At 70.3% G+C, this 23121-nt stretch carries 22 protein-coding genes; 10 read left to right on the top strand and 12 right to left on the bottom strand.

The annotated features are described in order from the left end of the window. Nucleotides 1-29 precede the first annotated feature (29 nt). The 12 genes from QQ657_RS17105 to QQ657_RS17050 all read right to left on the bottom strand — a co-directional run bounded on the left by QQ657_RS17105 (nucleotide 30) and on the right by QQ657_RS17050 (nucleotide 13095). Complete coding sequence (locus QQ657_RS17105; RefSeq protein ID WP_284743138.1) at nucleotides 30-395, bottom strand: DUF3817 domain-containing protein; 366 nt, start codon at nucleotides 393-395, stop codon at nucleotides 30-32. Nucleotides 396-612: 217 nt separating this feature from the next. Continuing rightward, on the bottom strand, nucleotides 613-3000 hold the full coding sequence (locus tag QQ657_RS17100; protein WP_284743137.1) for a GH92 family glycosyl hydrolase: 2388 nt from the start codon (nucleotides 2998-3000) through the stop codon (nucleotides 613-615). A gap of 101 nt (nucleotides 3001-3101) precedes the next feature. Continuing rightward, on the bottom strand, nucleotides 3102-3533 hold the full coding sequence (locus QQ657_RS17095; RefSeq protein WP_284743136.1) for a hypothetical protein: 432 nt from the start codon (nucleotides 3531-3533) through the stop codon (nucleotides 3102-3104). Then, the gene (locus QQ657_RS17090; RefSeq protein ID WP_284743135.1) at nucleotides 3530-4633 is read right to left on the bottom strand and encodes a hypothetical protein; all 1104 of its coding nucleotides are present in this window, start codon (nucleotides 4631-4633) and stop codon (nucleotides 3530-3532) included. The genes QQ657_RS17095 and QQ657_RS17090 overlap by 4 nt, the downstream gene beginning before the upstream one ends. A gap of 10 nt (nucleotides 4634-4643) precedes the next feature. Further along, nucleotides 4644-5591, bottom strand: a complete 948-nt coding sequence (locus QQ657_RS17085; protein WP_284743134.1) for a hypothetical protein — start codon at nucleotides 5589-5591, stop codon at nucleotides 4644-4646. Nucleotides 5592-5612: 21 nt separating this feature from the next. Beyond that, a complete protein-coding gene (locus QQ657_RS17080) occupies nucleotides 5613-6470 on the bottom strand; it encodes a phage distal tail protein (RefSeq protein WP_284743133.1) in 858 nt (285 codons plus the stop codon). After that, nucleotides 6452-7981: a phage tail protein gene (locus QQ657_RS17075; protein ID WP_284743132.1), complete on the bottom strand. Its 1530-nt coding sequence runs from the start codon at nucleotides 7979-7981 to the stop codon at nucleotides 6452-6454. Before QQ657_RS17075 ends, QQ657_RS17080 begins: the two co-directional genes overlap by 19 nt. Beyond that, entirely contained in the window at nucleotides 7981-8259 is a 279-nt protein-coding gene (locus tag QQ657_RS17070) for a hypothetical protein (protein WP_284743131.1), read from the bottom strand. The genes QQ657_RS17075 and QQ657_RS17070 overlap by 1 nt, the downstream gene beginning before the upstream one ends. Before the next feature lie 98 nt (nucleotides 8260-8357). Beyond that, complete coding sequence (locus QQ657_RS17065; protein ID WP_284743130.1) at nucleotides 8358-8666, bottom strand: hypothetical protein; 309 nt, start codon at nucleotides 8664-8666, stop codon at nucleotides 8358-8360. A gap of 16 nt (nucleotides 8667-8682) precedes the next feature. Next, the gene (locus tag QQ657_RS17060) at nucleotides 8683-9246 is read right to left on the bottom strand and encodes a phage tail tube protein (protein ID WP_284743129.1); all 564 of its coding nucleotides are present in this window, start codon (nucleotides 9244-9246) and stop codon (nucleotides 8683-8685) included. A gap of 31 nt (nucleotides 9247-9277) precedes the next feature. Continuing rightward, nucleotides 9278-9700: a hypothetical protein gene (locus QQ657_RS17055; RefSeq protein ID WP_284743128.1), complete on the bottom strand. Its 423-nt coding sequence runs from the start codon at nucleotides 9698-9700 to the stop codon at nucleotides 9278-9280. A gap of 164 nt (nucleotides 9701-9864) precedes the next feature. Then, complete coding sequence (locus QQ657_RS17050) at nucleotides 9865-13095, bottom strand: GH92 family glycosyl hydrolase (protein WP_284743127.1); 3231 nt, start codon at nucleotides 13093-13095, stop codon at nucleotides 9865-9867. Nucleotides 13096-13402: 307 nt separating this feature from the next. On the opposite strand from QQ657_RS17050, the gene QQ657_RS17045 reads away from it, so the two are divergent. The 10 genes from QQ657_RS17045 (at nucleotide 13403) to QQ657_RS17000 (ending at nucleotide 23121) form a co-directional block, all read left to right on the top strand. Then, nucleotides 13403-14386 carry a LacI family DNA-binding transcriptional regulator gene (locus QQ657_RS17045; RefSeq protein ID WP_284743126.1) on the top strand — a complete coding sequence of 328 codons (984 nt, stop codon included), beginning with the start codon at nucleotides 13403-13405 and terminating at the stop codon, nucleotides 14384-14386. Continuing rightward, nucleotides 14383-15420, top strand: a complete 1038-nt coding sequence (locus QQ657_RS17040; protein WP_284743125.1) for a class I mannose-6-phosphate isomerase — start codon at nucleotides 14383-14385, stop codon at nucleotides 15418-15420. Before QQ657_RS17045 ends, QQ657_RS17040 begins: the two co-directional genes overlap by 4 nt. Then, nucleotides 15417-16181: an ATP-binding cassette domain-containing protein gene (locus tag QQ657_RS17035; RefSeq protein WP_284743124.1), complete on the top strand. Its 765-nt coding sequence runs from the start codon at nucleotides 15417-15419 to the stop codon at nucleotides 16179-16181. Before QQ657_RS17040 ends, QQ657_RS17035 begins: the two co-directional genes overlap by 4 nt. Beyond that, nucleotides 16178-17230, top strand: coding sequence for an ABC transporter permease (locus QQ657_RS17030; protein ID WP_284743123.1), 1053 nt, complete (start codon nucleotides 16178-16180; stop codon nucleotides 17228-17230). Before QQ657_RS17035 ends, QQ657_RS17030 begins: the two co-directional genes overlap by 4 nt. 30 nt (nucleotides 17231-17260) lie before the next feature. Beyond that, nucleotides 17261-18256: an ABC transporter substrate-binding protein gene (locus QQ657_RS17025; protein ID WP_284743122.1), complete on the top strand. Its 996-nt coding sequence runs from the start codon at nucleotides 17261-17263 to the stop codon at nucleotides 18254-18256. 248 nt (nucleotides 18257-18504) lie between these two features. Beyond that, nucleotides 18505-19200 (top strand): hypothetical protein, encoded by a 696-nt coding sequence (locus QQ657_RS17020; RefSeq protein WP_284743121.1) that lies wholly within the window; start codon nucleotides 18505-18507, stop codon nucleotides 19198-19200. A gap of 45 nt (nucleotides 19201-19245) precedes the next feature. Beyond that, entirely contained in the window at nucleotides 19246-20298 is a 1053-nt protein-coding gene (locus QQ657_RS17015) for a sensor histidine kinase (RefSeq protein ID WP_284743120.1), read from the top strand. Next, nucleotides 20295-21050 carry a LytR/AlgR family response regulator transcription factor gene (locus tag QQ657_RS17010; RefSeq protein ID WP_284743119.1) on the top strand — a complete coding sequence of 252 codons (756 nt, stop codon included), beginning with the start codon at nucleotides 20295-20297 and terminating at the stop codon, nucleotides 21048-21050. The genes QQ657_RS17015 and QQ657_RS17010 overlap by 4 nt, the downstream gene beginning before the upstream one ends. After that, nucleotides 21047-21397 carry a hypothetical protein gene (locus tag QQ657_RS17005; protein WP_284743118.1) on the top strand — a complete coding sequence of 117 codons (351 nt, stop codon included), beginning with the start codon at nucleotides 21047-21049 and terminating at the stop codon, nucleotides 21395-21397. The genes QQ657_RS17010 and QQ657_RS17005 overlap by 4 nt, the downstream gene beginning before the upstream one ends. Continuing rightward, a complete protein-coding gene (locus tag QQ657_RS17000; protein ID WP_284743117.1) occupies nucleotides 21397-23121 on the top strand; it encodes a sodium/solute symporter in 1725 nt (574 codons plus the stop codon). Before QQ657_RS17005 ends, QQ657_RS17000 begins: the two co-directional genes overlap by 1 nt.

Below are 23121 nucleotides of genomic sequence, written 5' to 3'. Positions count from 1 at the left end.
GAGCGCGGGCCCTTTCTCACATTCCGGGATCAGACGGCGACGGGTTCCCGGACCTGGAACAGGCCGACACCGCCGTGGGACAGCCGCTGCGGGCCGTCGAGCTTGCCGTTGCGCAGCGCCCACTTCTCGAACAGCCACGTGAACAGTGGCGGGATGCTCGCGAGCAGGGCGAGGACCAGCGTCTTCGGGCGCCAGCCGAGCGGCTTCGCCACGGACAGGGAGACGACCACGTAGAGGACGAAGATCACGCCGTGCACCATGCCGATGACGGGCACGCCGCCCTCACCGGAGGAGTGCACGACGTACTTGAGGAACATCCCGACAAGCAGCGCCGCCCAGGACAGGGCTTCGGCGACTGCGGCCACGCGGAAAACTAGAGCGGCCTTGCTGGACACTTCTTCCTCCTGTGGGGTCTCACCACGTTTTGGTCGTGACATGACAAACGTCCGACGCACCGTCCACGGCGGACTGCCTGTGGACGTCAACGGCGCTGTCGGACGTGCTGATACCCAGTGTGAGGCGTGATGGCCCTCACGGGAACACCGGGGCCCGTGACGATGCTCACGGCCGTGGTCCATTGTGGTCTGGACCACGGCCGCGAGCGTCCACCTGCTACTCCGAGCAGGGTGAAACCGGTGCGGAGGACGGTGCCGTCCCCCACGTGGCCGCCGCGGCGTCGGCGGTCAGGCGGAAGTCGAGCGTCGTGCCACGCTTCAACTGGTCCACGTTGACGTACACGCGATCACTCCGCTTCGAGCCGACCTCGAGGCCCGAGACGTACTGCAGCTTCGAGCCGTCCGCGCCGGGCGCCTTGATCGTGATGTCGCGCCCGTTCTCCAGGTGCAGCACGGACTTCGCGAACCGCGGCGAGTTCAGCACGAAATTCCCAGTCCCTGGGACGGCCGGATAGAGGCCGAGGGCGCTGAAGACGTACCAGGCCGACATCGTGCCGAGGTCGTCGTTCCCGGTGACGCCGTTGGGTGCGTTGGTGAACAGCGTGTGCGCCGCCCGGACGACCGTCGACGTCTTCGCCGGCTGCCCGGTGAGCGCGTACATCCACGGCGAGTGGAGGTCCGGCTCGTTGTTGGGGTTGTAGCGGAACTGGTCGTAGTAGTCGTACGGGCCGACGACCCAGTTTTCGCGGACCGCGGTCGCGGGGTTCTTCACCAGCTCGTCGTAGGCGAAGAAGTCGTCAAGCCGCTTGCCGGTGGCCGCCGGGCCGCCCATCCGCTGCTCCAGGCCGGGAACGTCCTGCTGGACGAGCCACTGGTACTGCCAGGCCGTGCCCTCGTGGAAGCCGTCCTGGCTCTGCGGGCTGTACGGCTTGTCGGCGGGGCTGAACCAGTTGCCGCCCGCCACCTTCGGGCGGAAGAAGCCAGTGAAGCCGCGGTCGGTCTGCGTTTCGTCCCACAGCGTCCGGTAGGTCCGGCCCTTCGCGGCCAGCGCGGCGGCATCGTCCTTCTTGCCGAGCGCCGCGGCCATGACCGACAGCGAACAGTCACCGAGCGCGTACTCCAGGGTGGCCGACGCGCCGTGGTTCGGGTCGGTGTCCTGCCCCTTCTTCGGGAAGTCCGGGTCGTACTGGACGAAGCCGTCCTGCTGGTAGCTCGCGTTGCCCGAGCGGCCCTGGAACGGCGACGACGCGGGCGGGATCTGCGTCGAGTTCTGCAGCAGCGCCTGGTAGGCGCGCATTTCGTTGCCCGACAGCGCGCCGAAGCGCCAGAGGTCCACCAGGAACGGCGTGACCGGGTCGCCGGTCATCGTGTTCGTCTCCTGGCTCGCGTACGCCCACCGCGGCAGCCAGCCACCTTGGTCGTGGATGGCGAGGATGCTCTTCGCGATGTCCTTGGCGCGGTCCGGCCGCAGCAGCGCCAAGAGCTGGTTCTGCGAGCGGTAGGTGTCCCACAGCGAGAAGAAGTCGTAGTAGGTCCAGCCGACCGCGCGGTGGATCTTCTTGTCGAAGCCGTAGTAACGGCCGTCGGCGTCGTTGGCGGTCAGCGGCTGCAGCAGCGCGTGGTAGAGCGAGGTGTAGAAGACCGTGCGGTCGTCGGTCGAGCCACCCTTGATGTCCACACTGGACAATTCCTTGCGCCAGGTGCGCTGGACGTCGGCCTTCGCCGCGTCGAACGACCGGATGCGCTCGGCGGCCAGGTTGCCCCGCGCGCCCTGCGCGTCCACCTGGGAGATCGCGGTGGTGGCGGTGACCTGCCCGCCGCCGGCGAAGGTCAGCCACGCGCCGCGCAGGCCCGCACCGCCCGACGACTCTTTGCTGCCGGGCGTGCCGCCGGTCGGCGACCACGTCCCCGAGGACTTGAACGGCTTGTCGAACTTCGTCGTGAAGTACGTCGTGTAGGCCTTGCCGCCACAGAACGCCTGCGACTCCACGGTTCCTTCGACGGTCCGGTCGTCGACGACGCGGATGCTGCTGCCCGTGACGGGTTCCTTGTCGTTGGCCTGGCCGACGTTGACGAAGACGTTGCTGTCGCCTGGTTTCGCGAACGTGTACCGCTCGACGCCCGCCCGCGTGGCCGCGGTCGTCTCGACATCGACGCCGCCGTAGCCGGTCAGGTGGACCTTGTAGTAGCCGGGCTTGCCGACCTCGCCGTCGTGGGTGAAGGGCGCCGCGTACAGCTTCTGGTCGAAAGTGGACGCTTTGGTCGTGTCGAAGGCCTTGCCCGGGCCGATCTCACCGGTCGTCGGCAGCGTCGAGACGAGGCCGCCCTGCTCCCAGCAGCCCGCACCGGACAGGAAGAAGTGCCCGAAGCCGCGGATCGCGGTGTCGGTGTAGCGGTAGCCGGCGTAGTGCGAGGTGATCGGGCTGACCTGCGTCATCCCGAACGGCGCCGACGCGCCGGGGAACGTGTTGCCCTCGTCCTGCGTGCCGATGAACGTGTTGACGGCGTCGAGAGCGTCCCCACCGGACGCTTCGGCGACAACGGGACTCACCCCCGTCGCCACCACGGCGAGCGTCAACGCGCCCGCCAGGACCTTGCTCTTCACTGAGCTCCTCCTGCCAACGATGTCATCCCTCGACACCTTCGGCAACGCCCGACGAACCGGTCAAGAGGGCGGTGAATACCTGTCTCGTTCCGGACAGCGCGTCACAGGGCGAACGCCGCCACCCGGACCGTCCCCGTGGCGCCGGTCCGGCGGGCTTCGACGGTCAGCTCGGTCACGGTCACGGCCGCGTCCGCGGTGACAGCGACTTCGTGGCGACCCACCTCGCCGGTGACCTCGACGGTGGAGACCACTTCGCCGTCCACCAGCACCCGTGCCTCGCCCGCGTCGTCCGCTACGACGTCGAGGACGACCAAGACGTCGCCGGGCCGGGTGAGCAACCGGACCAGCGGCGTCCACTCGGCGGAGTCCGTGCCGGGCCACTCGCCGGGGCGCGCGGGCTGGAACGCGGTCACCGGCGCCGAGGCGCGGGCGGAGAAAGTGGTCGCGCGGCGGGTGCTTTCGAGGACGCGAAGGCGTCGCTGGATCTCGCGGAGCACCGAAACCAGCGTGTCCGGCTGGTTGACGCGGCTCACGAGGGCTCCAGCAGGGGCGCGACGGTCAGGACGACCTCTTCCTGCCCGGCGTCGTCGCCAGGGGTGACCGCCAGGCCGAGCAGCCGGACGGTCACGTCGAGCTGGTCGCCGGCGAAGAACGGGTCGTCGACGACCACCCGGACGTCGTCGCCGACCGAATACGAGCCCACCACGGGATCGAGGTCGGCGCGCACGGTCAGCTCGGGCAGCACGACGGGCCGCCGCCGCGCGGCGAGCTCGCCCGCGACGTGCGCGGCCAGCATCGCCGGGTCCGCGGTGTCGACCGGGGACGCGGCCGCCTCCAGCAGCGGCCAGCCGGCGTCGTGCGCGGTCGGGTCGGCCCGCACGACGGGGACGGTGCCGCCGCTGCTCGTGCCCAGCACCCGGGTCGCCATGCTCGCCGCGTCGCTCGGCCAGACGAAGTCGACCAGGTTCGCGCCGTACTCCCAGACGTAGGCGTCCGCCCCGGCCGCGGACCCGAGCCGGGGGTAGCCCAGGTTCAGCAGGCGTTCGGGCACGCCGTTCCCGTCGTAGCGGACGTCGAAGGCGAAGTCGAGGCCGTCGTCGGTGTTGGCCAGATCGCGCAGGACCTCACCGGCCACCTTGAGATCGGCGGGCGCGTAGGTCAGGACGCGGGACACCCCGGAGGAGGCGGGACCGGTGACCCGCACGGCGACGTCACCATCCACATGGGACTGCAAGACAGCGGTCAGCTGCCGGACGACGTCGAGCTGGTCCCCGCTGAGGGGGACGGGTTTCGCCGGATCGGCGGGATCGAGCACCAGCCGGTGGTCGAAGTAGGACAAGAAGTCGGCGGCGCCGAGCTCCAGCACCCCGCCGGCCGCGCTGTAACGGCTCGTCCAGACGATGCCGCCCCACAGCAGGTCACCATCCCGGTCGACGTAGACGGCGCAGCGTCCGGGTTCGGCGAGTACCCGGGGTTCACGGATCCGGATCTCGGGGTCGTCGACGCGCAGGCGGCCGCGGAACGTGCCGGTGTCGTTGAGCTTCTTGTCGAAGGAGACGCCGGAGAGGGGTAGCTCGTCGAGGATGGTGCCGGTCCGGAGATCGGCGATGAGGTAGGTGTAGGTCGCGCCCATTCGTGCCCGCCTAGTAGGTGGCGAAGGTCAGGCCGTCCAGCGAGATCCAGGCGGGGTTGCCCTTGGTCGCCTTGATCGCACCGGTCGGCAGGACGTTGACCAGGCCGTGTGCGTCGGGACTCGTGCTGGCCCCGAGCAGCCACTGCACCGGAGGCTTGCAGTTGTTCGGGAGCGTGAAGACCGTCTCGCCGATCGTGCCGTTGCAGACCACACCGCGCAGCCGCACCCAGCCGTCGTCCATGAGGGTGTACGCGGGAGTGTTGTAGCCGCTGACGAAATTCTTCCAGCCGCCCTCGAGGGGCGTCATGGGATGCCAGATGTCCCCACGGGGCGGCCGGTAGGGCACCCAGGCCGAATCCCGTTTGCACAGAAGGACACCGGTGTCGACGCGGTACACGAGCTGGCTGCTGTGCGCGGTCGCTGCGGGCGGCAGATCGGTGTCACCGCGCACGGGCAGGATCCCGCTCATCCCGGCGGTGAACTGCCGCCGGTCGGTGACCGTCGGCGGCGTGCCTTCCTTCGGAACCTGGATCTCGGCCAGGACCAGGCTCGGTCCCGGGTTCGGCACCGGCCGCACGGGGCTGGCCGCGCTCACCCCGGTGTAGACGTTCACCACGAAACCGTTGCCGACCAGCTCGGCCACCACCAGGTCCCACCGCGACAGGGAGGCGTGCGCCGCGGCGAACGGCAGCTCCTTCATCGCGTCGAGGGTCACGATGTACGGGCCGTCACCCGGCTTGGCCGAGTCGCTCAGCACCGCCTGGAAAGGGTTGACCCGCAGCTTGTTCGACACGAGCGCCACCTTGCCCGGGTCTCCGGAGCTGTCACGCACACCCGGGCGCGCACGCAGTGGATCGAGCGCGTCACCGATGCCTCCCGCCTGCACCAACGCGCCGGTGATGAGCCGGGCTTCGGCGGAGTCGACGCCGTCCACCCAACCCGGGTCCCGCTCTACCATCGCCGTTCCCCCTGCTTTCCTTCAGATCCACGCGTCGCGCCAGTGGGCGGTCAGCTTGCCTGTCGCGGTGTTGTCGAGAGCTTCGAACCCGATCGTCGTGCTGCCGGGCGGCAGCCCGAACCACTTCGACCGGGGGAGCAACGCGGCACGGCGAGAGGCCTCGCCCAAGAACACCGTCCGCGCGGCGGAGTCGACGGTCAGCACGTCGCCCTCGGCGAGACTGAGCGAAAACGCCATCCGCTCGCCGGTGGAGTCGTTGCGGATCACGGGCTGATCGCACGGCCCGGTGATCGTCCACACCGGACGCACGGTCGCGGTTCCGGAGTTCACCAACGCGAGCACGCCGCCTTCGCCTTGGCCGAACACCAGCGGGAACCGCACGGGGAAGGCCATACCCCGAGCGGGCCGGGGCAGCCCGCAGGTCGCGTCGTGCGGGTCGCCGTAGCGGAGGGGGTCCGGGGCGGTGACCTGGACCGACCAGTCGAAGCTCACCGGCGTCGTGTCCACGATCTTGATCGCCGACGACAGCCGCACCAGTGCGGTGCGGCGCACCGTGCGCTCCGCCACGACCAGCGGTGTCAACCCGGAACCGTCCGCGAGCAGGGCAGCCAAGCGATCCTTCGCCCGCTCGCGAACCCACTCGTCCGGCGCGATCGCCGTTCCCTCCAGGGTGATCACCCGCGCCGACCGGAACGAAGGCGCGTCGAAGCTTCCGTCGCGCTGGGGCCGGTCGGACAGCTCGAGCCGCACCCCCGGCCCGCCGGACCAGCCGTCCTCCTTGGTCACCCACCATTCGACGCCGTCGGCGTCGATCGTGTTGGCCGCCCAGCCGTCCACTTCGTACACCGGCTGCACCAGGGTCACCGCTTCGCCGCCCATGCCACCTCCCTGGCCGCGATGCGCCCGATCTCGTACTCCGACTGCCCGGCCCGCGGGTGCACGTTCACCGTGACCGCGCCGGCCGCAACCGGCGCCGTGCGCGCGAGCGGGCCGGTCACCGTGGCCGCGAGGGTCGTGCGCAGGTTCGCCAGCGCCGGCGCGATGGTCGCCGACCTCGGCAGGGGCACCAGTTTTGTCATCGCCTCGGCCACGCGGTCGCGCGTCGAGTCGATGCCCGTGGTGAGCCCGGCGCCGATGTCGGTCCCGATCTGCGCCATCACCCGCGACGGCGACTGGATGCCGAGCGCCTTCCTGATCGGGCCCGGGATCTTGTCGATCACAGAGTTCTTCAACGTCGAGACGATGCTGCCCGCCATGTCGCGGATGCCGCTGAGGAAGCCGTCGATCAGCGACCGGCCGGCGTCGTAGAGCGTCCGGCCCAGGTTCCCGAGTGCCTTGACGATCTGGCCCGGCAGCCCCTTCACAAAGCCGACGATGCCGGACAGCGCCCCGCTCACCGCCGACTTCGCCTGGTCGAAGGCGCCCTTCACGATGCCGGCCACCTTGCCGACGCCCTTGACCGTGGCGACCACGGTGTTCACCGCGCCGGTGACGACCGTCTTCACCGCGTTCCACACGGTTTCGACCACCTTGCGGAGTGCGCCGAAGTAGGTGCTCACGTAGTCGCGGATCAGCTTGGCCGCGACCTGGACCACTTTGGACACCGCGGGCCAGACAGCGGAGATGGTCTCCCGGACCTTGCCCATCGCGGCGGTCACGACGGACCGGACCGCGTTGAAGGCCGCGTTGACGATGTTCCGGAACGTCGTACTTCGCTGGTAGGCGAGGATCAGCGCCCCGACGAGCAGGGTGATGATCGTGACGACGAACCCGATCGGGTTGGCCCGGAAGGCGTTGCCGAGCCCTTGCACGGCGGTCTTGAAGATCCCGGTGATGGCCGCGGCGGCCTTCTGGATGTTCGAGAACGTGAACGTCGACTTGGCGAAGTCGAGCACGGCTTTCGCGCCCTGCACCGCTCCTTGACGCACGGCGTTGAAGCCCTGGATCAGGTTCGTCTTCATGGCGGTCGCGAGGTCCCGAACCATGCCGGGCACGCCGGCGACCATCTGCTTCAGGTCGCGGCCGAGCTTCGCCGCCTCCGTCGCGCTGTCGCGCAGGCCGGTCCGGACGTCCCGGATGGACGCCGGCAGCTGCTTGACCGCGGCGCTCGTCTCCTTGAGCTGCTTGGCGCTGTCCCGGATCGCGACCGACGTGGTCTTGAGCGCGTCCGTGTAGCCGACGACGTCGGTGACGGCCTGGGTGACCGCCGGGTGCGTCGCCTTGAAGCTCGTCGTCATCTCGGCGAGCTCTTTGTCGACACGCTCGGCGAACTTCGTGGATATCTTGTTCGCGGCGCCGGCGACGGCGTCGGTGATCGACTTCTGGATGCCGGCCACCAAGGCGTTCGTCTGCGCCTGCGCGCCCGTGACGGCGGAAGTCGCTTCGGGCATCAGTCACCTCCTCGTGCGGGCGCGCCGAAGAACGCGGCGATCTCGGCCGGGGTGGCCGCGGTGTCCGGCTCCGGTTCGGCCCCGGGCCGGGGCACCGGACGCGGGCGCGGCGGTGCATCGGCCTGCTCGCCGGAGTTGGCCGTGACGAACAGCCAGTTGCCGACGGCCAGTTCGTCGACGGCGCCGGCGAGCAGGTGCTCGGTCAGGCCCCACTCGGCCGCGTCCCCGTGCAGCGCGCGCACCAACGCGGACTCGCGGGGCAGGTGCCGGATGAGCACCCGCAGCCGCCGCGGCGACAGCCGGCCGCGGTAGTAGTCGAGCAGGTCGACCCGGTAGAACCGGAGCAGGTCGGCTTCGACGGCCTCGCCGTGCTCGCTCAGGAGCGCGTCGAGGCCGAGGATTCCCCCAGCGCCATACCGGTGTCGCGACCGTAGGCCTCCAGCAGTGCCTGGACGTCCTGGACGCTGAGCGAGTGGTCGTCCAGCCGCTTGAACTGCTCGTCGCCGAGCAGGACCTGGAGCAGACCGTCCAAGTCGGACGGATCGAGCGCGGCCAGCGCGCTCACCGCGTCCCTCGGCAGCTCGGTCGGCAGGCTGAAGGTGTCGCCGTCGAGCTCGAACTCCCAGCGCTCCCCCAGTGCTTCCAGGCGCTGGGCCCGAGCGGCGTTGACGTCGTACTTCGCCATGTGGTGCGTTCCCCCGTTACTCGGACGTCCCGGCCGCCGCGGCGGCCGTCCCGCTGATCGACCACTGCGCCAGTGTTTCCGGATCACCGCTGATCGGCGTCATCGCCGTGAACGTCACGCCCAGCTTGATCGCCGACGTCCGCGTGATCGCGGTTTCGTCGGTCTCGGTGACCACGCCGCGCGGGATGTAGAAGCGGTTCTTGACGTTGCCGTCGGAGAATTCGATGCCGAGTGCGCGCTCGTCCACCTTCGGCGCGGCGGCGATGTTGTACACGCCGCCCGCCGTCGGGGGCGAGCTGAAGAAGAACTGCAGGGTGTCACTGTTGATCTGCAGCAGCGAAAACTTCACCGAGAAGTCGCGATCGCTGAAGACGTACCGGATCGCGGCCACCGACTGCCACGTGTCCACCGGGTCGAGCTTGTCCTTCTTGACGAACTTGACCCCGTCCGCGGTGGTGTAGCCGAGGTCGGTCCACGGCGCCGCCCACTCCCCGGTGAAGTTCATCGGCGTGTGCGCCGGAGCCACGTAGACGGCTCCGGTTCCGGCGACCCGGATCTCGCTGGCGTTCAGTCCTGGCATCAGCAGCCCTCCCACTGCACCGCCCGGCCGGTCAGGCCGGTCTGGATTCGACCCGAGCGACGAACCGGTACCGCATGACGTACCGGTTCGCGTCGGAAAACCTTCGGTCGAGCACGAAACACGGCCCCTGGAGCTCGGCCACGTCGGAGAACACCGTCCCGCTGCCGGGTGCGTTCAGGAGCGGCAGGACACCCCGCACGGCCAGCGCGACCGCCTGCGCGGCGGTCTTGCCCGGCCCGTAGGAATCCAGCCGCACTTCGGCGTTGTCGAGCCGGTCGTCGTCGAGGTAGACACCACCGAGCCGGGTGAGCACCACGGCGCGCTGGGTCCCGTCGAAGTCCGGCGGCACCGACGATCCCACCGGGATTCCGGACAGCTCCGGCCGTGCGCGCACGAACGCCGCGACGGCCTGCTCGACATCCGGGAATACCAGTGGCTCCTGCGAAACCGGCACGATCGACCCCCACCTCCGCTCCCCCTGGGGCGTGCCCAACGTAGCCGAGCGATGATCGCGCGTATGCGTCCGAATGGGGCATGACACTGGCCGGAACCGGCCAACCCCGCGGACGCGGAACGGCCCCCTCCCGGCGCGGGAGGGGGCCGTTCCGTCTTCGGGAACTACGCGCCGACGCCGATCGCGAACACGTGCAGCGCGCCACCGCTGACGTTGTCCGGCAGCGTCACGCTCGCCACCGTCTTGCCCGCGTCCAGGGTGATCGGGTTGGTGCCGAACACCATCGTGCGGATCTGCTGCGGGTCGCTGCCCGCGGCGTTGCGGTACGGCGTCGACAGCAAGATCCGGTTGCCGAACGCCGGCTGCGCGCCGCCACCGCCGAGGGTCCAGTCGGAGAAGCCGATGGTGGCCGTGGACTTGCTGCCGTCGGTGTAGGTCACCGTCAGCGTGCCGGACGCGTTGCCGTTGGACGCCGAGCCGAGCAACGCCAGGCGGCCGGATCCGGACACGTTCACCGTCTGGCCCGCGGCGACCACGTTGTCCGGGTCGCCGGCCGGGAACGACGGCCAGGTGAACTTGATGCCGTCACTGGTGACCGTGCCGCCCGGGGTGGCGCCGGCCGCGGCCAGCGCGTCGGCCGAGTAGCTCCAGCCGCCGCCGTCGAAGTTCGCCGCGCCCGAGTTCGAGTCCGGGGAGATCCCGGCGTTGTCGACCGTGGCCAGCCAGCTGTTCGGCTGGGCCACGAGCACCGTCAGCACCGCCTGCGACGAAGCCACGCCCGGCGCGGAGAACGTCACCGGGATGCGGCGGGCGCCGTCGGCCAGCCCGGCCGGGACCGAAACCGTCAGGTCGGCCTTGGCCTTGCCGCCCGCCGGGACGGCGATGCTGCCCGACGCCGGCGTCAGCGTGATGCCGTCGACACTGCCCGCGGTGTAGGTCCAGGTCCGGGCGGTGCCGGAGAGGTCCTGAACCCCGACCGACGCCTGCGACGTCGCCCCCGCGGGCGTCACCGCGCGTGCCGGGTCCACAAAGGACAGGCTCGGCTTCTCCTGCTCGCGGAACGACGGCGGTGCGTCGGCCGTCGCGCTGCCCCACGCGGTCGCCGTGGCGGAGCGCGTGTAGTCGAGCGTGCCGCCGCTGGAGATCAGCGTCTCCGGCAGCCACGCCTTCGCGGCCGCGCCGCCGTTGACCTTCAGGCTGCCCACGTAGTCGCCGGTGCCCGGCGCGTTGATAGTGACCTTCTTGCCCGAACCGGTGGTGAGCACGGCGTGCTCGAAGCGCGGCGTGACGAGCAGCGTCTCGGCGCGGCCCGGGATCTCCGGGTAGATGCCGAGCGCGGACCAGACGTACCAGGCCGACATCTGGCCGAGGTCGTCGTTGCCGATCAGGCCTTCGGGACGCGGGTTGTACAGCTCGTCCATCGAGCGGTGCACGATCGACTGGGTCTTGGCCGGCGCGCCCGCGTACGAATACACGTACGGCGCGTTGGAGTTCGGCTCGTTGCCCATGAAGGCGTACGGCTCCTGCGTGCCCGCGTTCAGGTCGGTGAAGAAGGTGTCCAACCGGGACTGGGTCGCGGTGTTCCCGCCGAACGCCGTTACGACGCCGCCGAGGTCGTAAGGCACCATCCACTCGTACTGCGCGCCGTTGCCTTCGACCCAGCCCTGCGAGCTGGCGGGGTCGTAGGTTCCGGCGAACGAGCCGTCCGCGTTGCGCGGCTGCAGGTGACCGGTACCCGGGTTGTAGAGGTTCTGCCAGTTCTGCGCGCGCTTCATGAACGTCGTGTACGTCGCGCTGTCACCGAGCCGCTTCGCGAACTGGGCGATGGAGAAGTCGGCGCTGGTGTACTCGAGCGTGTCCGCGCCGGCGCCCGGCACGTAACCCAGCTTCTGGTAGTCGTCGAGGCCCGGCCGCTCGGTGTAGCCCTGCGTCGGCTGGGTGGCGCCCTTGATCATGAGCAGCAACGCCTTCTGGGCGTCGAAGTCACGCGCGCCGAACGCGTACGCGCTGGACACGATGATGTGGTACGGGTCGCCGTTCATCACGCCGGTGTAGTCGTTGGCCACGGTCCAGCGGTCCCACGACCCGCCCTGCTCGGCGTAGGCCATCATCGACCGGACGATGTCCGACGTCTCCTTCGGGTCGATCGTCGCCAGGAGGGGAACCTCCGAGCGGTAGATGTCCCAGCCGGAGAAGTTGGTGTACATCGCGTGGCCCTTGTCGGCCTTGTGGATCCGCCCATCGAAGCCCGGGTACTGACCGTCCACATCGGAGAAGACGTTGGGCTGGATCAGCGAGTGGTACAGCGAGGTGTAGAACGTCGTCGTATCGGCGTCCGAGCCACCGGTGACGGCGATCTTGCCGAGCTGGTCGTTCCACGCCTTCCGCGCGCCCGCGGCCACGGTGTCGAACGACTTCTTCGTGTTCTCGGCCTTGAGGTTGGCCTTCGCGCCGTCGACGGACACAAAGGACAGTCCGACCTGGACGTTCACCTGAGCGCCGTTGAGGTTGGCGAAGGTGACGTACCCGCCGCTGCCGGGGCCGCTGACGGTGGTGTCCTGCTGCTTGGCCTTGGCCGGGCGCGCGATGGACGCGTCGACGCCGTTGGGCTGCGCGACCTTCGCCTTCGCACCGCCGGTTTCGGCGGACTTGCCCGGCGTCACGGCGCCGTTCTTCCAGGTGCCGATCGACTTGAACGGCGTGTCGAACTTGGCCGAGAAGTAGACTCGGTAGCTGTTCTTCGCGCCGCAGAAGCGGCCGCTGGTGGCCCAGCCGCTGAGGGTGTCCTTGCCGATGGTGATCGACGCGTCGTCGGTGCCGTTGACCGAGCCGGAGGTGTTCACCAGCAGCGTCGAGGACGCGCCGGCCGGGTAGGTCAGCCGCGCCGAGCCGGTGCGCTGGGTCGCGGCCAGCTCGACCTTCGCGCCGCTGTCGAGGGTCACGTCGTAGGCGCCCGCCGTCGCGTGTTCGTTGGCGTGCGAGAACTTCGACGTGTAGTGCGACGGGTCGGTCGCCGGGGATGTCGAAACTTCACCGACGTACGGAATGAACGGAATGTCCTGATAGGTCGAACAGCCCGCGCCCGAAAGGTGCGTGAGGCTGAACCCGGTCAGGGCGTTGTCGTCGTAGAAGTACCCGCCGGGCTGGGACTTCACGGTGTCCGGACTCCACTGGACCATGCCGAACGGCGCCACCGCGCCCGGGAACGTGTTGCCGGCACCGCCCCCGGTGCCGTGGTCGGCGCCACCGGGACGGGTGCCGACGAAGGGGTTGACCCACTTCGCGAAGTCCGTCGCCGGGGCGGCCGCGGCGGGGACAGCGGGAGCCACCGCTGCCGTCACCGCCAATGTCAGGAAAGCCAAACCGGCTCTGAAGCGCACTCGCGCCATCGCCATCGCCTCTCACCTCATCAGCGCGACCAGAAACGGTGTCATGACAACCTTGTCGCGCAGTCGGTCGAACCGGGCCACCTTGGGCAGCGGCTCACCAGGCAGTCAAGGGTCCCGTCAAGACCTGTCCACTTCGGGACAGCAAGATCAGCCGTCTGACCTACGACGTCAGTAGCCGAATCGGCACAATCCGCACGCAGACCGTTGACAACCCACGGGCAGGTGGCGTTCAATCCCGGTCACTATGACAACGTTGTCTCCTCCCGGCCGGGACCGCGACGGCGCACCGCGCACCGCGAGCAGGCGGGCCACCATGAGCGATGTGGCCCGGCTGGCGGGCGTCAGCATCAAGACCGTCTCGCGTGTGGTCAACGACGAACCCGCGGTGCACCCGGACACCGCCGAGCGGGTCATGGCGGCCATCGAGCAGCTGGGGTTCCGGCGCAACCTGGGCGCGCGCAACCTGCGCCGCGGGTCGACGACCGGCACCATCGGGCTGATCGTCGAGGACGTCGGCAACCCCTTCTACTCCGAGCTGAACCGCGCGGTCGAGCGCATCGCGACGTCGTTCGGCCGCCAGGTGCTCACCGGCTCGTCCGAGGAGAACTCCGACCGCGAGCGCGAGCTCGTCCTCGAGTTCTGCGCGCGGCGGGTGGACGGCATCCTCGTCGTCCCGGCCGGCCTGCAGCACGGCTACCTGGTGCCGGAGATGCGCGCAGGCACTCCGGTGGTGTTCATCGACCGCCCGGCCGGCGACATCGTGGCCGACACCGTGCTGGTCGACAACCTCGGCGGCACCATCGAGGCCGTCACCCACCTGGCCACGCACGGCCACCGGCGGATCGCGTTCCTCGGCGACAGCCCGGACATCTTCACCGCGGCCGAGCGCCTGCGCGGGTTCCGCGAGGGCTGCGTCCGCAACGGGATCTCCTACGACGAGTCCCTGGTCTCCATGCGGACGCCGACGCAGGACTACATCGGCGACGCCGTGAAGCGCCTCCTGCACGGCCCGGACGCGGCCACCGCGGTAATCGCCGGCAACAACCGGGTCGCCGTGCACGTGCTGCGCGCACTGGCCCACGCCGAGCAGCGCCCGGCGATGGTGGGCTTCGACGACTTCGAGCTGGCGGACCTGCTCGACCCGCCGGTCACCGTCGTCGCGCACGACGTGAGCGCCCTCGGTCACGCCGCGGCCGAGCTGCTCTTCGCCCGCGTCCAAGGAGATCAGTCCCCGCCCAGAAAGGTAGTCCTGCCCGTGCATCTCGTCGCCCGCGGCTCCGGTGAGGTCGCCCCGTGACCCTCGAACCCCTCCGGCTCCCCGCCAACCAGCCGCCGCAGTTCTACCGCGGCGGCGACGCCATCGCGGCACTGCGCGGAGCGTCTTCCGAGAAGAAGTTCGGCCCGGAAGACTGGGTCGCCTCGGTGAGCACCATGTTCGGCCAGGAGACCAACGGCCTGACCCGGCTCCCGGACGGCGCCTGGCTGCGTGACGCCGTCGTCGCGAACCCGAACGGCTGGCTCGGCGCCAAGCACGTCGAGGCACTCGGGACGTCGACCGGGCTGCTGGTCAAGCTCCTCGACGCGGGCCAGCGGCTGCCCGTGCACTTCCACCCGGACGACGCTTTCGCGAAGCAGCACTTCGACTCGCACTTCGGCAAGACCGAGGCGTGGATCGTGGTCGGCACCTACGGCGACGACCCGCGCGTCTACCCCGGTTTCAAGGAGACGCTGTCCAAGGCGACCGTGTCCGAGTGGACGCGGGAGCAGGACGTGCCGTCGATGCTGGGCGCGCTGAACAGCGTCCCGGTGACCGCGGGCGACACCGTCTACATCCCGGCCGGGCTGCCGCACGCGATCGGCGAGGGCGTGTTCGTCGTCGAGCTGCAGCAGCCGACGGACTTCTCGCTGACCATCGAGTGGCGTGACTTCCTCGCGTCGCCGGAGAAGGGCCACCTCGGGATCGGGTTCGACACCGCCATCGAGGCACTCGACACTTCGGGCTGGGACGCCGGGCGCCTGGAGAGCATCATCAAGCGCACCGCGGGCGACCACGCGTCCACAGTGGACCTGCTGGCCGGCGGATCGGAGCGGTTCTTCCGAGCCGACCAGCTGCGTACGGACAAGACGACAACGTTGTCACTCGACCCGTCGTTCGCGGTGCTCGTCGTTCTCGACGGCGAAGGCACCCTGCGCACCGAGCACGGCGGCGAGCACGCGCTGGCGAAGGGCGACACCTACGTCGTGCCGTTCGACGCCGGCCAGACCGAGCTGTCCGGCACGGCGACGGTGATCCGCTGCCGGCCGCCGGCGCCGGAAGAGAGGCACGGATGAGCGAAATCCTGCTGGAAGCGATCGACCTGACGAAGCACTACGGGTCGGTCGAAGCCCTGCGCGGCGCGGCTTTCCAGGCCCGTGCGGGTGAGGTGACGGCGCTGATCGGCGACAACGGCGCCGGCAAGTCCACCCTGGTCAAGTGCCTCTCGGGCGCGGAACAGCCGACGTCGGGGAAGATCCTCCTCGACGGCGCCGAGGTGCACTTCGACTCGCCGACGACCGCCCGGCGCCTGGGCATCGAGACCGTCTACCAGGACCTGGCCGTCGCGCCGGAGCTCGACCCGGCCGCGAACCTGTTCCTGGGCCGTGAGATCCACCGCAAAGGCATCCTCGGCAAGCTCGGCATGCTCGACAAGGCCGAAATGCGGCGACAGGCCGTCGAGGAGTTCCAGCGCCTCGGCGTGACGCTGCAGAGCACCGACGTCCCGATCGGCTCGCTGTCCGGCGGGCAGCGCCAGAGCGTCGCGGTCGCGCGTTCGGTCGTGTGGGCGTCCAAGGTCGTGTTCATGGACGAGCCGACCGCGGCACTGGGCGTCGTGCAGCGCGAACGCGTGCTCGACGTCATCAAGAAGGTGCGCGACAAGGGCATCGCCGTCGTGCTGATCAGCCACAACATGCCCGAGGTGCTGTCGGTCGCCGACTGCGTCGAGGTGCTGCGGCTCGGCAAGCGCGTCGCCCGGTTCACCGGGCCGGACACGAAGCTCGAGGACCTCGTCGCCGCCATGACCGGCGCACTCGTGCAAGAGGAGGCGGCGTGAGCGTGTCCAGCCCCGCGCAGAAGGACATCCAGGAAACGCCCGAAGCCGGCTTCGGCAAGCGGCCGCTCGGCAAGCGCCTGCTGGAGGCCAACACGTTCTGGATCGGCCTGGTCCTGCTGGCCCTGGTCGTGCTGTTCAGCGTGATCGCGCCGGACACCTTCCCGACGCTGTTCACCTTCCAGACGCTGTTCATCGAGTCCTCGGTCCTGCTGATCCTCTCCGTCGGCATGACGTTCGTGATCATCACCTCCGGCATCGACCTTTCGGTCGGCTCGGTGCTGATCCTCTCGGGCATGGTCGGGGGCAAGACGATGGAGGCGCTGTCCGGCGGCGACGCGTCGAAGGCGGGCTGGGGCGTGATCGTCGTCGGGCTCGTCGTCGCCGTGGTCACGGGCACGATCTGGGGCCTGATCAACGGCGCCCTCGTCGCGCTGGCGAAGCTCCCGCCGCTGATCGTCACGCTCGGCACGATGGGGGCGTCGCTGGCCACGGCCTACCTGCTCAACGGCGGCTCGGACCTGCGCACCGTGCCGACCGAGCTCACCCAGACCCTCGGCTACGGCACTTCCTTCGGTGTGGTGCCCAACCTGGTGATCGTGGCGATCGTGATCACGGTGATCGGGGCCTGGCTGCTGCGGACCACGAAGTTCGGCCGGTACACGTTCGCGGTGGGCTCCAACGCCGAAGGCGCACGGCGGGTCGGCATCGGCGTCACCGCGCACCTGCTGAAGGTCTACACGCTCACCGGCTTCCTGGCCGGGATCGCCGGGTTCCTTTCGCTGGCCTACTACAACTCGACGACCATCTCCGGGCACACCACCGACAACCTCAACGCCATCGCCGCGGTCGTGATGGGCGGGACCAGCCTCTTCGGCGGGGTCGGCACGATCCTGGGCACGGTCATCGGCGTCTTCATCCCCGCTGTGCTGCGCAAGGGTTTCAACATCATCCACGTCCAGGACTTCTGGCAGATGTTCATCGTCAGCTGGGTCCTGGTCGCCGCGGTCTGGTTCGACCAGCAGCGCCGCCGTCGCCGCAACTCCCGCTGAGTTCCCCCGAGTACAAAGAGGTGCTTACGAATGAAGCTGACCAAGACTCTCACCGCCATGGGCGCCGTGGTCTCCGCCGCCGCCCTGCTCACCGCGTGCGGGTCCGGCACGGTCGGGCAGACCGGGTCCGGTGACTCGACCCAGCCGGTGGGCGGCAAGAAGCTGGCGCTGATCCCGGGTGTGCAGGCCGAGCCGTTCTACATCTCCCTGCAGTGCGGCGCGGAGGCCGAGGCGAAGAAGCTCGGCTACGAACTGACCACGCAGGCGCCGCAGAAGTTCGACGCGCCCCTGCAGACCCAGCTGGTCAACGCCCTCGGCTCGAACCCGCCGGCGGCGCTGCTCATCGCCCCGACCGACGACACCGCGATGCTGGCGCCGATCCAGCAGGTGAAGTCCCGCGGCTCGAAGATCGTCGAGGTCGACACCTCGCTGAAGGACACGAGCGTGGCCGCGTCGTCCGTCTCCTCCGACAACGCCGCGGGCGGCAAGCTCGCGGCCCAGACGATGGCCAAGCTGGCGAACGGCAAGAGCGGCTCGGTGCTGGTGCTCGACACGGTCGCCGGCACGTCCACCACGGCGGCCCGCGTGAAGGGCTTCGAGGACGAGCTGAAGAACACCCCGAACCTGAAGTCGATCGGCGTCCAGTTCACCCAGAACGAGCCGGAGCAGGCCGCGGCCAAGGTGACGGCGGCGCTGTCGTCGACCCCGGACCTCATCGGCGTCTTCGCGACCAACCTCAACACCGGTGAAGGCGCGGCGACCGGCCTGCGCAACGCGGGCAAGGTCGGCGCGGTGAACCTGATCGGCTTCGACGCCAGCCCGTCGGAGGTCGAGGGCCTCAAGAACGGCCAGTACCAGGCCCTGATCGCCCAGGACCCGGCCTCGATCGGCACCCAGGGCGTCCAGCAGGCCGTGGCGGCCATCGAAGGCAAGCCGGTGACGCGGAACCTGACCGCGCAGCTGCACTCGATCACCAAGGCGGACATGGACGCCAACTCGCAGTACTTCTACAAGCAGTCCTGCTGACCCCCTGATCCGGCGGCGGGGCCGTGCCGAGACCCGGCACGGTCCCGCCGCTTTCACGTTCTGTCCGTCAGCTCCCGCGGTGATGGTTGTCAATCCGCTCACCAGGCGATTTCACCAACGCCGATCGCTCACTGCCGGTCACCGCGGTAGGGGCACCGCTCACCGCACGGCCGGTTCCCCATCCGGGTGTCCCGCGTCACACTCAAATGCACATGCATCGGCACATGCATGATCGCAGGGAGGGTGCGATGAACTACGAGCGGCCGGCGACACACCGGACGATCTTCGCCGTGGACGTCGAGGGCTACGGCGACCGGCGCAGGACGACGCCACACCGCCTGGCGTTGCGCGAAGGGCTGTACCGCGCGCTGTTCCGGGCTTTCGACGACGCCGGCGTCCCGTGGCGGCACTGCCGGAGAGAGGACTGCGGGGACGGCGTCTTCGTCCTCGCCCCGGCGGAGATCCCCAAAGGACCCTTCGTCGAGTACCTGCCCAACGCGCTCGCCGTGGCGCTGCACCGGCACAACCTGACCCACCACGCCGAGGCCCGGATCCGGCTGCGGATGGCGCTGCACGCGGGCGAGGTCGCCCACGACGACTTCGGTGTCACCGCGCCGGCGATCAACCAGACGTTCCGGCTCCTGGAGGCCGCGCCGCTGAAGAAGGCGCTCAAGTCCTCGCGCGGGGTGCTGGCGCTGATCACGTCGACCTGGTTCTTCGACGAGGTCGTCCGGCACAGCGAGGCGCTCGACCCGACGACGTTCCGGCCGGTGCCGGTGGCGGTCAAGGAGACCCGGACGACCGCCTGGGTCGCGCTGCCGGACCGGCCCTACCCGCCGAACGCGACACTGCTCGGCGACGTCCCGGCGCTCGACGACTACCGCACCTGGCGCCGCTTCCGCCGCCACGCCCAGGTGCTGGCCGACCGTGAGGACCCCGCGTAGCCGTAGGATCTGGTCCCCTGGACACCGTCGCCGAGGGGAGGCCCGATGACCGTGCACCTGCGCCCGGCGTCCCGCGCCGACCCGCTGCCGGTGCTCGCCGCCGCCCGCCGGATCACCGACGACCTGCGCGACGGCCTCTCCGGCACCCGGGCCCGCCGCGCCGCGCACCACCTGCGCCGGCTGTTCGGCTTCCCGGGGCTCGGCCTCACCGACCTGTCCGGCTCGCTGCTCTGGTCGGGACGGCCGGGGCCGGACGCGGTCGTCGCGACCGTCCTCGACGGCGTGCTCCACACCGAGGAACCCGGCTCCGCGCCGGACGTCCTCGTGCTGCCGCTGCACGTCCACGACGAACTGGCCGGGGCGCTGCTGGTCGTCGGCGATGTCCGGGACGCGGTCGCGGCCCAGGCCGCCGACCTCGTCGTCCAGGCTCTGGAGCGAGGCCGGCTCGAAGCGTCGGCGGAGCAGGCGGCACAGGCCGAACTGCGGGCGCTGCGCGCGGAAATGTCCCCGCACTTCGTCTACAACGCGCTGACCGTCATCGCGTCGCTGGTGCGCTCGGACCCCGACCGCGCCCGCGACCTCATGCTCGACTTCGCCGACTACACGCGCTACAGCCTCGCGCGGCACGGCGAATACACGGTCGTCGCCGAGGAGTTCCGCGCAATCGAGACGTACCTGGCGCTGCAGCGGGCGGTGCTCGGCGAACGGCTGCGCGTCCAGGTGCGCGTCGCCCCGGAGATCCTCGCCGTCGCGGTGCCGTACCTCGTGCTGGAGCCGTTGGTGGAGAACGCGATCCGGCACGGCATCGAGCCGCGCTCGGGCACCGGTTTCGTCCAGGTGCACGGCCAGGCGGAAGGGAACGACTGCGTGATCTTCGTCGAGGACGACGGGGTGGGCATGGACCCGAAGCGCGCGGCGGACATCCTGGCCGGGCGCACCGGCGAGGACGATGCCGCGGGTATGGGATTGGCCAATGTGGACAGACGACTGCGGGACGTCTACGGCGCCTGGTACGGGCTGACCGTGGAGACCGAGGTCGGCGCGGGCACCCGCGTGGTCGTCCGGGTGCCGCGGTTCCAGCCGGGGGTGCTGCCGTGACCGGTCTGCGCGTCCTCGCCGTCGACGACTTGGCGCCCGCGTTGGACGAACTGTGCCGCATGCTCCGCGAAGCGCCCGAAGTCGGCGAAGTCGTCGGCGCGGCCGACGCCTTGAAGGCGTTGAGGCTGCTTCAGGCCGACAGGTTCGACGCGGTGTTCCTCGACATCTCGATGCCGGGCCTCGACGGGCTCGAGCTGGCCGGGCTGCTGGCGAAGCTGAGCGAGCCGCCGGTGATCGTGTTCGTCACGGCGCACGACGGGCACGCGGTGACCGCGTACGGCATCGGCGCCGTCGACTACCTGCTCAAACCGGTCCGCGCCGAACGGCTGGCCGCGGCCTTGGCCAAGGTGACGCGCAACGCGACGCCGTCGTCGCGCACGACCCCGGACGCGATGGCCGCGCTCCCGGTCGAGTCCGGCGGGCGCACGCGTTATGTCCGCCGCGACGACGTGCTGTTCGTCGAGGCCCACGGCGACTACGTCCGCCTGCACACCCGGGGTGGCGTGCACCTGGTGCGGATGCCGATCTCGCGGCTCGAGGAGTACTGGGAGGGCACCGGGTTCAGCCGGGTCCACCGCGGGTTCCTCCTCTCCGTGGGGGCGGTGCTGGAACTGCGGAGCGACAGCGCGGGCGGGCTGCTGGCCCACACCGAGGCGGGCGACGTCCCGGTCAGCCGCCGGCACGCGCGGGACTTGCGCGACCGGCTGCTGGAAGCCGCTCAACGAGGTCAGCTCGGGCCGGGCCCGCGATGAGCAAGATCCGCCGGGTCGCCGTCACGAGCCCGCAAACCCGCCTCGCCCACGCCCGGCGCCGGTCCCGCCACCGCTGGCGCCAGCCCCGCCTCCCCGTCGGCGACACCCAGCGCGCGACGGCGTTGTACCGCGCCCAGCGCCGCCGCGGTGTCCCCGCGCTCGTCCTCATGTTCGCCCTCCTGCTCGGCCTGCCGGGCATCTTCGCGATCTTCCCCGGCCTGGACACCGTGCGGCTGCTGGGAATCCCGGTGTCCTGGCTGATGATCGCGGTCCTGCCGTACCCGGCGATGGCCGTCCTCGCGCGCTGGCAGCTGCGCCGCGCGGAACGCCTCGAGGACGACGGCTAGTGGGCGTCGCGCTCGCCGTCGCGCCCGTCGTGCTCGTGACACTGCTCATCGGCGTCCGCGGGGTCGCCGCCATGCGCACGACGTCGGACTTCCTCGTCGCGTCCCGGCGGATCTCGCCGCTGGTGAACTCGGCCGCCGTCTCCGGCGAATACCTGTCCGCGGCGTCGTTCCTCGGCGTCGCCGGACTCGTGGTCAAGGACGGCATCGGGGCGCTCTGGTATCCGGTCGGCTTCACCGCCGGCTACATCGCGATGCTCGTCCTGGTCGCCGCGCCGATGCGGCGCTCGGGCGCGCTGACCGTCCCCGACTTCGCCGAAGCCCGCCTCAACTCCCCCGCGCTGCGCCGCCTGGCCGCGGTGGTCGTGCTGGTGATCGGCACCATCTACGTCGTCCCGCAGTTCCGCACCGCCGGCCTGGTGCTCACGGCCGTCGGCCACACGCCGTACTGGGTCGGCGTCGTGCTGGCGGGCGCCGCGGTCAGCATCACCCTCGCCCTGGGCGGGATGCGCGCGGCGACGTACGTGCAGGCGTTCCAGTTCGTGCTGAAGCTGCTGCTGTTCCTGATCCCGGCCATCTGGCTGGTGCTGCAGGCCGGCGCCGTCAACCGCACCGACGCCCTCAACCCCGTCGAGTTCACCCACTTCACCCGCGAGACGCCGGTCAAGTTCGAAGTCGACGTCACGATGGAGATCCGCGAGCCGACCACCGTCCGCCGCAACGGCGTCGCGGAAATCCTGCCACCGGGCGAGTTCACCGCGCACAGCCAGGACGAGGTCGTGTTCGGCGCGGGCACCGCGGTCCCGGCGGTCCGCGGCGGCGCGCCGCTCGGCGGGCACGACTGGCAGCGCCCGCTGCTCGACCTCGGCGACCAGGGCTACCCGCTGCTCGGGACGTGGGCGGTGCTCATCGCGACCATGCTCGGCACGATGGGCCTGCCGCACGTGCTCATGCGCTTCCACACCAGCCCGGACGGCCGCGCCGCGCGCCGCACCGCCGCGATCACCGTGGCGCTGCTGGGGATCTTCTACCTCTTCCCCGGCGTCTACGGCGTCCTCGGCCGCGTCCTCGTGCCGGGCCTCTACCTCTCCGGCGCCACGGACACCGTGGTCGTCGCCCTTCCGTACCAAGTGGACAGTGGCTGGGCCGGCGGCCTCTTCACGGCGTTGCTGACCGCGGGCGCGTTCGCCGCGTTCCTGGCGACGTCACTCGGCCTGCTGCTGGTGATGTCCGGCGCGATCGCGCACGACCTCGTGCCCGGTGGGCTGCGCCGGCTGCGGATCGCCGTGTTCGGCGTCGCCGGCGTGATGGTGCTGCTGGCGCTGCGCTCGGCCGAGCTCGACGCCGGGGTGCTCGTCACGTGGGGCTTCACCGTCGCCGCGTCGACGTTCTGCCCGCTGCTCGTGCTCGGCATCTGGTGGCCGCGGCTGACCGCGGCCGGCGGGATCGCCGGGGTGCTGACCGGGCTCGTCGCGTCGTCCGGCTCGATCTTGTTCGCGCTCGCCGGGCCGCCGCTGCACGGCTGGGTGGCGATCTTGGTGCAGCAACCGGCACCCTGGTCGGTACCGCTGGCGTTCGGCGTAATGGCGCTGGTCTCCCTGCGGGGCAGGCCACCCGCCTGGTCGACGGCGGCGATGTTGCGCCTGCATCTCGACGAACCCCGTTCGACGGGACCGCGTGACCGTTCGTCAACCGTTCGTCGTCTGGCCCGGCTGTTGAGCCGCTGA

The sequence above is a fragment of the Amycolatopsis ponsaeliensis genome (assembly GCF_030182635.1).
GTDB classification, from domain to species: Bacteria; Actinomycetota; Actinomycetes; order Mycobacteriales; family Pseudonocardiaceae; genus Amycolatopsis; species Amycolatopsis ponsaeliensis.
The sequence above is the reverse complement of the archived record's forward strand: the minus strand, read 5'-3'. Positions and strand labels throughout refer to the sequence as shown.